12 protein-coding genes are annotated in these 13567 nt (G+C 35.5%); 8 read left to right on the top strand and 4 right to left on the bottom strand.

Annotation, left to right across the window (positions count from 1 at the left end):
• The first annotated feature begins 73 nt into the window (after positions 1–73).
• Entirely contained in the window at positions 74–1021 is a 948-nt protein-coding gene (locus tag LQV47_RS08415) for a beta-1,6-N-acetylglucosaminyltransferase (protein WP_230035838.1), read from the top strand.
• A 109-nt stretch (positions 1022–1130) separates the two neighbouring features.
• On the opposite strand, the gene LQV47_RS08410 is transcribed toward LQV47_RS08415, so the two are convergent.
• Positions 1131–2696, bottom strand: a complete 1566-nt coding sequence (locus LQV47_RS08410) for an adenosine kinase (RefSeq protein ID WP_230035836.1) — start codon at positions 2694–2696, stop codon at positions 1131–1133.
• A gap of 336 nt (positions 2697–3032) precedes the next feature.
• Positions 3033–4367, bottom strand: coding sequence for a retropepsin-like aspartic protease (locus LQV47_RS08405; protein ID WP_230035834.1), 1335 nt, complete (start codon positions 4365–4367; stop codon positions 3033–3035).
• 198 nt (positions 4368–4565) lie between these two features.
• Between LQV47_RS08405 and LQV47_RS08400 the strand changes: the two genes are divergently transcribed.
• Positions 4566–5561: an SDR family NAD(P)-dependent oxidoreductase gene (locus LQV47_RS08400; RefSeq protein ID WP_230035832.1), complete on the top strand. Its 996-nt coding sequence runs from the start codon at positions 4566–4568 to the stop codon at positions 5559–5561.
• A 58-nt stretch (positions 5562–5619) separates the two neighbouring features.
• On the top strand, positions 5620–6435 hold the full coding sequence (locus LQV47_RS08395; RefSeq protein WP_230035831.1) for an AraC family transcriptional regulator: 816 nt from the start codon (positions 5620–5622) through the stop codon (positions 6433–6435).
• Positions 6436–6544: 109 nt separating this feature from the next.
• Here the strand turns inward: LQV47_RS08395 and LQV47_RS08390 are convergent, their stop codons facing one another.
• On the bottom strand, positions 6545–7663 hold the full coding sequence (locus LQV47_RS08390) for an acyltransferase (protein ID WP_230035830.1): 1119 nt from the start codon (positions 7661–7663) through the stop codon (positions 6545–6547).
• A 183-nt stretch (positions 7664–7846) separates the two neighbouring features.
• On the opposite strand from LQV47_RS08390, the gene LQV47_RS08385 reads away from it, so the two are divergent.
• The 5 genes from LQV47_RS08385 to LQV47_RS08365 all read left to right on the top strand — a co-directional run bounded on the left by LQV47_RS08385 (position 7847) and on the right by LQV47_RS08365 (position 12650).
• A complete protein-coding gene (locus LQV47_RS08385; RefSeq protein ID WP_230035828.1) occupies positions 7847–8905 on the top strand; it encodes a sensor histidine kinase in 1059 nt (352 codons plus the stop codon).
• Positions 8898–9593 (top strand): LytTR family DNA-binding domain-containing protein, encoded by a 696-nt coding sequence (locus tag LQV47_RS08380; protein WP_230035826.1) that lies wholly within the window; start codon positions 8898–8900, stop codon positions 9591–9593. The genes LQV47_RS08385 and LQV47_RS08380 overlap by 8 nt, the downstream gene beginning before the upstream one ends.
• Before the next feature lie 384 nt (positions 9594–9977).
• Entirely contained in the window at positions 9978–10532 is a 555-nt protein-coding gene (locus tag LQV47_RS08375; RefSeq protein WP_230035824.1) for a hypothetical protein, read from the top strand.
• A gap of 80 nt (positions 10533–10612) precedes the next feature.
• Entirely contained in the window at positions 10613–11317 is a 705-nt protein-coding gene (locus LQV47_RS08370) for an ATP-binding cassette domain-containing protein (RefSeq protein ID WP_230035822.1), read from the top strand.
• Between the two features lie 892 nt (positions 11318–12209).
• Complete coding sequence (locus LQV47_RS08365; protein ID WP_230035820.1) at positions 12210–12650, top strand: hypothetical protein; 441 nt, start codon at positions 12210–12212, stop codon at positions 12648–12650.
• Between the two features lie 92 nt (positions 12651–12742).
• On the opposite strand, the gene LQV47_RS08360 is transcribed toward LQV47_RS08365, so the two are convergent.
• Entirely contained in the window at positions 12743–13543 is an 801-nt protein-coding gene (locus tag LQV47_RS08360; protein WP_230035818.1) for a patatin-like phospholipase family protein, read from the bottom strand.
• Positions 13544–13567: the final 24 nt, after the last annotated feature.

Here is a 13567-nt window from a genome sequence, read left to right as displayed (position 1 = left end):
CAAAAATTTATTCGTAATTTATGCACTTTAAACGAATTGTTTGCAGGCGCGGATGATTTTAATCTTCCTAACTATGCAAACACCTTCTCCCACAACAGACCCTTACCGAAAAACATTACCATTACAAGCTGTGCCGCATGTACGAATTGCTTATTTTATTATGGTACATCATAAGCCTGAAGTATTTAAAGCCATGTTTCAGAAGATTTATACCAGGGATCAGTTCTATCTTATTCATATCGACCGGAAATCTACATCACAGTTCACAGAAGAGATTCAACAGTATGCTGTTCAATTTCCCAATGTCTATATTTTAGATAGCCTGAATATTGTATCAGGAGGCTTCAGTATGATTCAGGCTGAACTCAACGCGATGGAGTTTCTCCTGAATGTGAGCCGGGAGTGGGATTATTTTATTAACCTTAGCGGTGAAGATTATCCACTTAAATCTCAACAAATCATCCGTAAATTCCTTACGGTCAATAACGGCCGAAATTATCTTTTTTATTATGATCAAAAGTTTTACAGGCCGGATACCCTGCAGCGAATACAGAATCATTTTACTGAACTAGCCCATGTAATCTCCTCATTCATTTATAAAAGAGAGTTTATGAAAGGAGTGACACCTTATATTGGCGGAAAATGGTTTATGTTTACAAGAGAAACCTGCCTATTCCTTACCAACAATAAAAGAGTAATGGATTTTGAAGAGTACTACCTTTATACGTTCTTACCTGCTGAATCATTTTTTCAGACCGTTCTTATGAATACATCCTTCAGTGATATTATTGTCAATGATGATAAAAGAGCGGTAATCGGGAAATCAATTTTCAAAAACAAGCAGGACATCCTGCATTATATTAAGTCTCTGGAATCCAGCAACCAGCTTTTTATCAGAAAAATAAATAATAAAACAGATGAAAGCGTCCTGACTTATATTGAAAACAGTTTCCATATTCCTTTACCGGAAGTTGATGAAATTGAAAAAGAACTCAAAAGAGATGGCTATGAAAACAACTGATTTTTTACTATCGTTTACATTATATAAATCCCTAAATAATAATAATAATAATAATAATAGCACCATGTTCAATGATGCTATTTTATTTTATAGTACTAAAATTTAAAATTTATTGGGTAGACTGTGTTATTACTGAGTTGGTTTTTTGGACAAAATCATTCCACTGTTTATTCAGGTGGGCAACGGCAACCTTTTTTTCATTATCATTCATAGAAGAATAAGTAATGGAATTGAAAACCAGTTTTTTCAAGGCTTTTACATCCAGCTCCCAGTAGACAAAAGCGACCCAGAAATCGTAGCTAAGCCCTTCATATCCATATACCGACGGATCATCACTGTTAATGGAGCACTGTACTCCATTACTTAACAACACTCTTGCCGGATGATTCCTTAAGTCACTTACGTATCCTAAAATCTGGTTGCTGATTGGGCTTACTTCAACCAGTTTATTCTGTTTTTTGATCAGCTCCATTGTTTTGGGAAAATAGATCAGGTTTAAACCATGACCAATCCTTCGGTTATTCAACAATGAAGTATCAAAAACATTTTTATTAAATACTGAATTACTTTCACCCGCATGGAGGAAAAGAGGCATTTCTACCCCATACTTTTTACTAAGTCCGTCCAATGCGTTCCAGTTTTTCTCAAAGAAATTAATAGGATGGCCTGCCGCTTCATCTGCCACAAGATCAAACCCGGAAATCATCTCCGGAAATTCTTTTTTGAGTTCAAAAGCTGTTTTAAGCTGCTTTTCAATATTTTCAGGATCTAAAAACTTAAAACTTGAATAAATGAGTTTCAGGCTGAACTGAGGATCTGACTTCTGCACTTCTTTAACAATATCCTGCAAGTCGGTAATCGATTTCTTTAAAGGGTATTTACCGTGTTGGAAATCATAAAGCTCTTCAAAAACATATCGGATTTCCACATGCTGTACTTTATCTTTCGCCAAATCCTGGAAGCCTTTCAGATAATATTCCTTAAAGAAAGGACGGTAAGGCAACAGCAGATTAATGCGTTGAAAGCGTTTCTCAAACTCAATCCAATAGTTGGTATAAGTGCATAATTGATCCCGCTTCAGGGTGAGAAGCTCCAATAATTCTTTTTCAAAATGAGGATCTGAAAGAAGTTTTTTATCAAGACTTACAAATCCTTTTGGAACTTTCCCATTTTCAAAAAATGCCAGCTGACCTACAATAAATTGATCACTGTCTTTTTGGTCATACACATAACATTCTTTATATTTTCTTGCAGTTGCAACTACCCATTTCATATCGGTAACTCCTCCACTGTGGGTATGCAACAAGCCGCCTTTAGGCATTGTTTGAAAAACTTTATACAGCTTACTGTCTTCTATCAACGGTTTTAATTCATTAAAAGAGCTGTTATATAAAGGGATCTTTTGTTTCTCTGTTTCGCTAAGGAATTGCGTTCGTAGTTCAAATAATTTTTTATCTAATGTAAGTTCAGCATCAGATAAGTGTATATCGGCATCAAAAGAAACTGCTTTATTTTCCTTTTCTAACGACATCCAGTTCTGCTCATAGGTGGATTTTTCAACCACTTTAGTTTGTGCCCCGAATAAAGGAAATCCAAAAAGCAGGATATAAGTAGAATATTTTCTCATCATAATAGTAAGGTTCGTTTTCCACAACAGTTTTTTGGAACAACTCATTGTGTAAATGAAATTATTTTCAAAAATATAATTAATTTTCCTGTTAAAAGAACTTCAATCGAAGAAGATAACGGAAAATATCTCCTAATTCCGTCAAAATATGATACTTGAATATTTTTATTTTTTTTATTAAACCCTATCTTTTAGCAGGAGATATTAATTATTAGCTATTTACCTTTACATGGAAAAGCCAAAAACTACCCTGCCTATGTAATCACATTCATATCCATCATATTTTGTATAAGGAACAGGTTTTTCCTGTTCATTAAAACAAATAGCACCATTTGAGTAAAATGGTGCTATTCTATTATAATTGTTCTCAATTTCCAAATATGATCAGTCAAATTTAATGAACATCTGATCAAAATTCATGGTCATTTTGTTGAATTGGCGGATCACGTCCTGGCCAATATTTCCATAAACCGTTTCTTTATTAATTTTAGCTGTTAGCACACTTACATTTTCAAGAGGAACTTTCTTATCCAGGATATGAAAAGTGTGGTTGATCTTAAACCCTTCATATTCAATTTTCCCACCGGCTCCACCCATGCTGATTTTAGTTACCTGATACTCTTTGTCAATATTTTTTTTATTCTCCTGATAAAAAGGGGCATACAAAATGGTATGGTCGGCTCCCGTATCGAATGAATAATGCTTCCCATCGATAAAAATAAGGGGAGATAATCCGTCAATAGCCAGATTGGAGACTGTATTTATTTTCGTTTCTGTGTCGGGTACTATAAAATAATCGTCCTGCGTCAGCTGAACTTCTTTTAATGCTTCTATAACGGGAAATCCGAGGATACCATTGATCTGGTATTTGATTTGAGGAAAACTGAGTGCGCTATCTGCAAACACCAGAAAAACAGAGTTTTCCACGGTAATATTTCCGAGAACCAGTTTTTTGCAGACCGCAAGATCGGCTTTAACGGAAATACCGGTAATAGCATCTACGTCAATAGCTGCCGGAATGATCTTCATATGTAAGCGCTGAGCAGCTGAAGTTGAAATCGTAGAAATATTAGCTCCTGTATCAAAAATAAAGTTCATGGTATCTTCTCCAATATTCACTTTCAGGTTTTTCAATCCTGCCCCGTCTTTTTCCATTTTCAAACGGGTTGCACCATTCAATACCACTTTCTGACGGGGCTCATTTTCCAGCGCGGTCCAGATTTTCAGATTATTCTTCAGGTCATTTTTTTCATCTTTTGTAAGCAAACTTTCATATTGTTGAAGAGTTTCCTGTACTGCTTTTTTAGCTCCGGCATAATCATACTGTTTCATACAGTTATCTTCTTTAATATGCCAGATTTTAAGCTTCAGCGAGTCTGGAAATGAAGTTTTTAAGGCTTCCAGTTCAGCTATTTTCCTGTTAGATTCTTCAGGTTTGTTAAATGCATTATCAAGCACCGCTTCTGTAAAATATTGATATTCCACAGGCAGTTTTTTCTTATGTACCGCAAAAGATGAATGCGCTTCAAAAAAATTCTTTTGCTTTATTTGAGCATATATCGTATTAAATGCTGAAGCAGATGTTTGTCCAAAACCTGTAGACATAAATAGCAAGATAAATAACACTGCTGTACGTATTGTATTTATTCTTCCGAATGATTCTGTTTTTAAAAACATTCTTACATAATTCTGAGTATTCCTCATTATAATAGCGTTCATTTATTGAGTTTTATCTGAATCTGCTAATTTATTAAAACTAATCATGTTTTAACGCAAAAATTATTTTAAAATGGTACCTCATCAGGCAATAGAAAATCAAATTCATGACAGTTACAACAAAGTAAATTGACTCTTACAACAAAATGAAAGGGAAAAATCCGGAATACCTTTGCTGTATACCATTAAAATACCAAAACAATGCAAAACAGTAATTATCAGGGTGCAATGCAAAAGCCTATTATTTCAGGGTTTAATGCACAGTCAACAGCAGAAGAAGTGATCAAAGAGATTGATCTTACAGGAAAGGTTGCCATTGTAACCGGAGGAAATACAGGTATCGGTCTGGAAACGACTAAAACTTTGGCTGCAGTGGGAGCAACCGTTATTGTACCTGCCCGGAACATAGAAAAAGCGATAGAAAACCTGAAGGGAATTGATAACGTAGAAATAGAGCCGATGGATCTCATGGATCCTTTGTCTATTGATGATTTTGCGGAAAAATTTCTCGCATCCGGAAGGTCTCTTCACCTGTTGATCAACAATGCAGGTATTATGTGGGTGCCACTGCGCAGAGATGAACGGAGTATTGAATCGCAGCTGGCTACGAATTACCTGGCTCAGTTCCAGTTAACAGCAAAATTATGGCCGGCTCTTAAAAGTGCTCATGGAGCCAGAGTGGTCAATGTATCCTCACAAGGACATCAGTTTGCCCCTTTCAATTTCGAAGATCCCAATTTCCTGACCCGTGAATATGAAACCCTTCAAGGATATGGCCAATCTAAAACAGCGGTTAATCTTTTTTCTCTTGAGCTAGATAACCGGGCAAGATCAGCGGGAGTAAGAGTATATTCTGTACATCCGGGGTCAATTGCCGGTACAGAATTGGGAAGAGAAGCTCCCCTGGAACTTTTCCAAAAAATGGGATTGACAGACGCTCATGGAAATATTTCTGAGGAAATACGCTCTACCTTAAAAACAATTCCTCAGGGTGCTGCCACAACAGTATGGTGTGCCATCAGTCCACAACTTAATACCATAGGAGGAGTATACTGTGAAGATACGGATATTGCTCCATTAGCTCTTGAAAACACAGTAACAAAAGGAGTAAAACCATACTCCTTAGATCAATCCAATGCCAACCGTTTATGGGACTGGAGTGAGAAAATAACAGGCATCAGATTTCTTGTGGAATAAGGCAAAACAGAACACTGCAAAATGTATTATATTTATTAATCTAAAAATATCATGAGCTATGGATCATATTTCAAAATACCTGACAAAGGAGATCAAATTATCCTGTTATGAGGATAAGCTATTCAAGTCAGATCTTATGTTTGATGATCATATGCTGGTGTGGTTTATTTCCGGCGAAACCAAAATCATACAGGCAGATAAAACGTATTATTTCCATGCCGGCGATACTTTTTTAATTCCCCGAAATCAGCTGGCTACAGTTGTCAACTATCCTAAGGATGGGCTGCCTCATAAAACCGTTGTACTGCATCTCTCTGTAGAGCGCCTGAAGCAATACTATGAAAAAATTGATCTACCTAAACCCATACGGCCGGAGCAATGTATCTATAGTTTTAGTAACCATCCGTTACTGAAGAGCTATTTAAACTCTTTGCTGCCCTATTTTGAAATGGAGGAAACCTTTCCTGAGCATATTGCTTCTCTTAAAATGACTGAAGCTATTGCAATCCTCAGATCTGTAAATCCAGATGTAGATAAAGTTCTTGCTCATTTTGATGCTCCGGGAAAAGTGGACCTTGTCAATTTTATGGAACGGAATTTCATGTTCAATATGCCTTTGGAGAAACTTGGGTATCTCACCGGTCGCAGTCTTTCTACCTTTAACCGGGATTTTAAAAGACATTTTAACAGTACTCCTCAGAAATGGCTGATTGCCAAAAGGCTTGAACTCGCCTACTACCAGTTGGCAGAAAAAAACAGGAAACCTAAAGACATTTTCCTTGAAGTAGGATTTGAAGATCTCTCCCACTTTTCTTTTGCTTTTAAAAAGAAATACGGAATATCGCCGGCCAAGCTTAAGCCTGGCTTACGGTAAAATGGACTTCTTCAGAATGGTAAGATCGCTTTTTTATTTAAAGTTTTAAATTTCTGCTGTTTTCAAATTAAATCCCCAAAAAGCACTCCTATTTGGGGATTCTTTAGTCTTATTTATGAGAGCTGTTCAACAGTCTGTATTTAAGCCTAGAAAATGGTTTCTCAATTAAATACCTGTACAGCAGCCCTCCTCCAATACAGGCAAAAAAGCAGATCATAAGGCTTATATTGTCTGAAGTTTGAACTCCCAAATAATCAAGACCGGTTTGTACCATATGAATGATTCCTTTATGAGAAAGGTAAACGGCATACGATAAAGCAGCCAGCTGCGTGGTAGCATAGCATCTAAACCGATAAAAAAATGAAGATTCAGATACAGCAGACATTACCAGTATCCCGTAACTAACAGCCACCAAAGTAAATCCAAAGACAGAAGCTTCTTTTGAAGCCTGCTCATTACAAACCCAGAATGAAACTCCCAGCAGTACCAATCCCAGGAAAAAAAGCTTATTTCCATGACGGCGAACAAACCTCTTAAACACTGATGAATACTGCATTAAATAGCCAATCAACACCCCTATTCCCAAACCGTCTAACCGGGCATAGGTCGGATAATAGATGTTCATATACCATAAACGCCAGAACTCCGAAGAATTACTATCAGCGGAAACTAAAAACTGGTTCCACATGAAGAATCTGAGTACTAGAGAAAAAGGGATCAGCAGAATAATTAAAACAGCTATATATTGAAACAGCTTGATCCGCTTTACCATCAAAAGAAATAAAGGAAGGAGAAGATAAAACTGCTCTTCGATGCACAATGACCAGGCATGGGAAAATGTACCCTGATCAATTACATTCAATCCTAAATTCTGAGTAAAAGAAATGAACTTCCATAAAGGCGGCAAAGCTTCCCTCTCCCTGAAAAAAGGAAAAGTAAAATACAGCAACAGGGTAACCCCATATGGTGGAATAATTCTGAAAAAACGTTTCGTATAAAATATGTTCAGACTGATCGTTTCCTTATTTTCTATTTCTTTAAACAGCTGGCTCGATATCAAAAAACCACTTAATACGAAAAAAAGATCAACGCCCGTCCAGCCGAATCTTCCTACACTGTCAATCCAGACCGGATGCCTGAACGCCCGATAATGATACATTAAAACCAATATAATGGCCAGGGATCTCAGATGATCCAACCCGTACAACCTTTCTGACTGTTCTTTCATTTCATTTTTTTGCAAATGTTGCCAGTTTCTGGAATACTTTTTACCGTGACATTTGGAAAACAGCTAAAATGATGTCAACAGTAGAATAAGCCGTCTGAATATCAAACCATGTTATTCATCCTCAATTGATAGTCTTCAGCAACATTTTTTACCTGCTCTGTTTTAGATTTTATATTTTTGAAGATGAAAAATGAGTCAGAGGTTCATATCAGACGTACCCTATATTTCCAGTTATTTTTTTGGTCAGCTTTATTTCTGTTTGGTATTGCAAGAAATTATGGCGAATATGATGGGTTGTCTGCAGAGATCATCATTTATAATTTCTGCCATTGGATTTTTCAGATTATTGCCGCTAATTTTATTTATTTCTTTCTCTTCAGATATTTATTTGACAGGAAAAAATATCTTGAGTTTTCTGTATCCTTGATTATAAGCCTTTATCTTCTCTCGGCCATCAACAGGTTCTTTATTGTTTACATTGCTGAACCTCTTTTTATCAATGAAACGAAAGACAGCATTTACAGCATTTTTACAGATCTGAAATATCTTCTGCTTTATTATACTTTTCCTATCATCAGCGGAGCATTTATCTTTATTTCAATGATGTTTTTCATGCGCTACAAAGATGAAAAAGAGAAAGCTGCAGACCTTCAAAAAGAAAAAGCCGAACTGGAGTTACAAGCCCTCAAATCCCAGCTAAATCCTCATTTCCTTTTTAATACCCTGAATAACATCTATTCGCTTTCACTCAGCCATTCTGAAAAGACTTCTCGATCTATCAGCCAGCTTTCGGATATTTTAGATTATATTTTATACAAAGGGCAAAAAAAATGGGTATCTGTTTCTGATGAGCTGGATATTCTTGAAGATTATATTGCTTTGGAAAGCCTCCGGTACAGTACTGGCCGGTTAAAGATAAGCAGGCAGACCGTATTAAACTCCTCCAATACTATCCCACCACTTCTCTATCTCAGTTTAGTAGAAAATGCCTTTAAACATGGGGCTGGCAAAAATATTAGGCAGACAGAAATAAAAATAGAGATGGAAACCAATGCCAAACATTCGGTCTTTATAATTGAAAATACTTTTCATGAGGAACAGGCTGCTAATGAGAAAGGAATTGGCCTTCAAAATATAAAAAAACAGCTCCGGCATTATTATGATGAAAATTTTACTTTCAGAATTTCCCGGGAAAACAATATTTTTAAAGTTGAAATAATCACGCCTTCACAATATGATTAACTGTATTATAGTAGATGATGAGCCTTTGGCAGCAAAATTACTGGAGAACCATATCTCCAGAATCGATCATTTGAAACTAATCGGGAAAGCTGAAAATGCGATGGAAGCCTATAAAATAATTCAGAATCAACCTGTAGATCTGATGTTTCTGGATATTCAGATGCCTCACTTAAACGGAATTGATTTTTTAAGGTCACTGTCTCAGAAACCGGCAACTATTTTCACCACGGCTTATCGTGATTTTGCCATTGAAGGTTTTGAACTGGAAGCAATAGATTATCTCCTTAAGCCCATTACTTTTGAACGCTTTTTTAAGTCGGTAGAACGTATTCTAAGAAATACAGCGGCTCCCCAGGAAGATTTTATCATATTCAAGACTGAAGGAATGCAGCGGAAAATTTTTCTTTCAGAAATCATTTATTTTGAGAGCCAGGGAAATGACATTAAAGTAGTGTTGGCTACAAAGGAAAGTTTTATTTCAAAAAATAAAATAACAGATTTACAAGTAATCCTTATTTCCAAAGGTTTTGTAAGAATTCACAGGTCATTTTTGATCAATGCTGATCGGGTTACTGCTTTCAACACTACCGAAGTATTTCTTGGCAGTCATCATATTCCTGTCGGAAGAAGCTACCGGCAAGAGTTTGACTCTTTCATATTGGCAGTTTCAAAAAACAGATTATTGTAACCTTACTGATGAATCATGTATTATTTAAAAATGCTATCCGTTTCATAGCTTTCTTTTTCTGATCATAAAAATTAACACTTATTTTAAATAACTTTATCTCAGATAGTCTGAAAACTAATTTTCAGTCTGTTTTTCAACACCTTACACCTGATAATTTCCGATCTGTTTTTTTCAGAGATTTAAAAAGGAGGATATGCGTGAAAAATAAATAAGCATCTGATCTTCAAACCATTACTTACAACCACCATTTCATAGCTCCCACAGGCAATTCCTCATGAATATCAAAAAAAAGTATTACTTTTGTTTAAAGAATAAAAATTGTTATTTAACTTTTTTATTAGTAAGTTTATATACACCAATTTGTAAAACATTAAAATTCAATTCATGAGAAAAATAATTCTACTTATTACATGCATGTTCAGCATTTCAGTTTTCTCACAAATTAAAGTGTTGAAAAATGAGAGTTTAGTGGAAATTGGTAAAGATAATTCCGTAGGTTTATATAAAAAAGAAGATAAGTTTACCATCAATTACCAGGATCTGAACACCAGCAACCTGAATACCATCCGATCTTTCTCATTCCAAAATCTGAATGGGGATGTATCAGGGCTTTATAAACTTATCATGGAAGGTTTTGTAACAGCTATTCCCGATGAAAATATCATCCTGGAACTTCCTAATGATATTATCGAACTTCATTATGAAAAAAACTATGGTCAGCAGACACTCCAGTTTATCCAGATTATCAACAAGAACCGGAAGTATATCGGAAAATCTCAGTTTTTAACCCAAAAACAGGTTGAGAAAATTTTTGGTAAAACAAATGGTAAGTATGCATTGTATGAAAAATCGGCTGTTGTCAATTCAAAATCAGGTCCAAATACAGCCTCTACAGCAACACCAAGATCTACTGGCGGCAGTAAGAAATCAAAAAAATAAGTATAATTTAAAAATATTGTGAAACTCATTCCATCGAATGAGTTTTTTTATTTTATTTTTGCACAAAGACATTAATCATTATGCCGCTTCAGATAATCAATTTGACTAAAAAGTTTGGGGAACAAACTGCCCTTAACAATATCAACATTTCTATTGATAAAAATGAGATCATCGGCCTTCTCGGTCCTAATGGTGCCGGAAAATCCACTTTAATGAAATCCATCGTTGGTGCATTGAAAATTGACCAGGGCGAAATTATTTTTAATGGTCAAAATATTTCTGAATATGCCATTGAAAGTAAGAAAAAAATAGGATTCCTTCCTGAAAACAATCCACTTTATCTTGAAATGTATGTTAAGGAATATCTTCAGTTTGTAGCAAATATTCATAAAATTTCTGAAGCCAGAGTAGATGAAGTGATTCAGCTTGTAGGGATCACACCGGAAAAGTCAAAAAAAATAAGTCAATTATCTAAAGGATATAAGCAACGTGTTGGGTTGGCCCAGGCTATTATTCACCAACCCGATTTGTTAATTTTGGATGAACCCACTAATGGTCTGGATCCTAACCAGATTATTGAAATCAGAAATGTGGTAAAAGAAATTGGTCAGCAAAAGACGGTTTTACTTTCTACCCATATCATGCAGGAAGTGGAAGCTCTTTGCTCCCGCGTTATCCTTATTCATAAAGGGAATATCCTTCAGGACTGTCCTATTGATGAGTTTAAAGGCAAATTTAACAGCCTGGAAGAAGCTTTTGCAAGCTATACTGCTGTATCCAGCTAAGATTTACAACTTTAAATAAGAGAAATCTGCGGGAGAAATATCAACCACAAAAGTCACAAAAGATTTATACACTCAAGATTTTTAAAAGTGGCTATCACACTGCTGAAAAGTACACATAAGTTTTATGAAAATCTCTGATTTTCTTCTAACCTATATGCAGTAATTTTTAAACTTGCTTAAGTGATCTAAAGTGTTAAAATAAGCCTTTCAAACAATGGCATTGTGTCATTCAGCTGAAATCTAAACATAATATAAATCTGCTCAATCTGAGGGAGAATAATATCAACCACAAAAGCCACAAAAGATTGAAACACTTAAAATTTTTTAAGTGACTATCACACTGCTGAAAAGTACACATAAGTTTTATGAAAATCTCTGATTTTCTTCTAAAGTGAACTTACCTATATGCAGTAATTTTTAAACTTGCTTAAGTGATCTAAAGTGTTAAAATAAGCCTTTCAAACAATGCATTGTGTCATTCAGCTGAAATCTAAACATAATATAAATCTGCTCAATCTGAGGGAGAATAATATCAACCACAAAAGGCACAAAAGATTGAAACACTTAAAATTTTTTAAGTGGCTATCACACTGCTGAAAAGTACACATAAGTTTTATGAAAATCTCTGATTTTCTTGTATATATATACATTTAGATTCCTGCGGAATGACAAGGTAAATGGAAAGCCCCATCATTATCTTTTAACTTCAAGGAATTTGAAATCAGATGCTCAAATATACCAATTGAAGACTGAACATTCCCCTCCACCGGAGGGGTGGCAAATCGAAGATTTGACGGGGTGGTAAATACTACTGCCACATAGTAAACTTATCTCTGTAAAAATGGCTCTATATTTGATGAAACTCTGATTAGTAACCAATAACCTTTAAAATATGATTAAAAGCTTCTTATTAGGAACTTTCTGCCTGGCTCAGTTTTCTTTTGTATATGCGAAAGAAGTTCCGAATGAATCAAAGGACCATCATGTAACCTCTTATGCTACTTTTCAAAAAGTACCCAAAACGGTCATTATTAAAACAAAGAAATTTAAGATAAGAATTGACAAACAGCCCAACGGTAAGTATTTGTATCAATCATGGAATGCAAACGCTAAAATCACGGCAAAACCAAGCATGATCATCAGTGATGGGGAACTGGTTCCTGACGGTACGGGAGGCAATTACTATATCGTTTTTAACAATCAGGGATACACCTATCAGGTTTGGAGAAACTATCTTACTGATTCAGCCAAAAAAGCACCTTATACCCTTACTGTAAATGATGAAAATGATCAGGAAATTGTACGCGAGGACGGACAAGTAGTGAAGAAATAACTGGATCTAGTATGGATCTCAACCCATAAAGCACTGTAGTATTTCTTCATATTTTACCATATAAAATCCTGCATTGTGATGCAGGATTTATGTTATGTTCCTAATTTTTTCAGTTCCGTGTGATACTGGCTGATTTCAAAACTTTCTGAGGCCGCATTATATCCAATATCAAAAATTTCTTCCAGCCTGTCTTTTCTCCGTTCAAACATTCCGTATGTTGATAATTTCTGTGAAGTAATAAACCAGTCACAATATTCAAACTTTATTTTTTCAATCCTGTAGGAAAGCAGGTCGTAAGAACGTGAAACGATAGCTTTGATTGATTTTAGGTCATTAATATGGGTATCATGGGGTGGTGATACAAAAACTCCGATAAGCTTGTCACATTCGTCCCTGATAATGTCTGCCGGAAAATTATTGAGCACTCCCCCATCACAATACATTTCTTCATCAATGATGTAAGGCGTTGTGATTCCCGGTATAGAACAGGAGGCAATAATAGCATCTACAATTTCGAAATTTTCATCAAAAATTTTCTGTGTTCCTGAAACCAGCTCTGTGGCTACAATTTTCACTTCAATATCCAGATCCTTTAATTTCATATCATGAAAAATGGGCTTAAGATAATTCCTAAAAATGACCGAAGAAACCAATCCGGGTTGATTGAACGTAAAATGTTTCCAGTTGAAAAAATAAATTGAATTGAAGAACTCAAGAATTTCTTCTGGTGTTTTGCCTACAGCATGCAGGCATCCTACAATAGATCCTGCACTACAGCAAGAAAGGATATCTACCTCTATGTTTTTTTCTTTCAAGAATTTTAATACTCCTGCATGGGCGATTCCTTTCGTACCACCTCCTGATAAAACAAGTCCTACTCTTTCAAAATTCATAGAATAAATGTAAGAAATCGGCGT

The sequence above is a fragment of the Chryseobacterium sp. Bi04 genome (genome assembly GCF_918698085.1).
In the GTDB taxonomy this organism is placed as follows: Bacteria; Bacteroidota; Bacteroidia; order Flavobacteriales; family Weeksellaceae; genus Chryseobacterium.
Note: the sequence above shows the minus strand (reverse complement) of the source record. Positions and strands in the feature narration are given on the sequence as shown.

Bases quoted from the DNA above. Each gene is read 5' to 3' on its own strand.
- LQV47_RS08410 (WP_230035836.1), bottom strand. From the start codon at position 2,696: ATGAGTTGTTCCAAAAAACTGTTGTGGAAAACGAACCTTACTATTATG.
- LQV47_RS08360 (WP_230035818.1), bottom strand. From the start codon at position 13,543: ATGAATTTTGAAAGAGTAGGACTTGTTTTATCAGGAGGTGGTACGAAA.
- LQV47_RS08365 (WP_230035820.1), top strand. From the start codon at position 12,210: ATGATTAAAAGCTTCTTATTAGGAACTTTCTGCCTGGCTCAGTTTTCT.
- LQV47_RS08400 (WP_230035832.1), top strand. From the start codon at position 4,566: ATGCAAAACAGTAATTATCAGGGTGCAATGCAAAAGCCTATTATTTCA.
- LQV47_RS08370 (WP_230035822.1), top strand. From the start codon at position 10,613: ATGCCGCTTCAGATAATCAATTTGACTAAAAAGTTTGGGGAACAAACT.
- LQV47_RS08415 (WP_230035838.1), top strand. From the start codon at position 74: ATGCAAACACCTTCTCCCACAACAGACCCTTACCGAAAAACATTACCA.
- LQV47_RS08405 (WP_230035834.1), bottom strand. From the start codon at position 4,367: ATGAACGCTATTATAATGAGGAATACTCAGAATTATGTAAGAATGTTT.
- LQV47_RS08395 (WP_230035831.1), top strand. From the start codon at position 5,620: ATGGATCATATTTCAAAATACCTGACAAAGGAGATCAAATTATCCTGT.
- LQV47_RS08375 (WP_230035824.1), top strand. From the start codon at position 9,978: ATGAGAAAAATAATTCTACTTATTACATGCATGTTCAGCATTTCAGTT.
- LQV47_RS08380 (WP_230035826.1), top strand. From the start codon at position 8,898: ATGATTAACTGTATTATAGTAGATGATGAGCCTTTGGCAGCAAAATTA.
- LQV47_RS08390 (WP_230035830.1), bottom strand. From the start codon at position 7,663: ATGAAAGAACAGTCAGAAAGGTTGTACGGGTTGGATCATCTGAGATCC.
- LQV47_RS08385 (WP_230035828.1), top strand. From the start codon at position 7,847: ATGAAAAATGAGTCAGAGGTTCATATCAGACGTACCCTATATTTCCAG.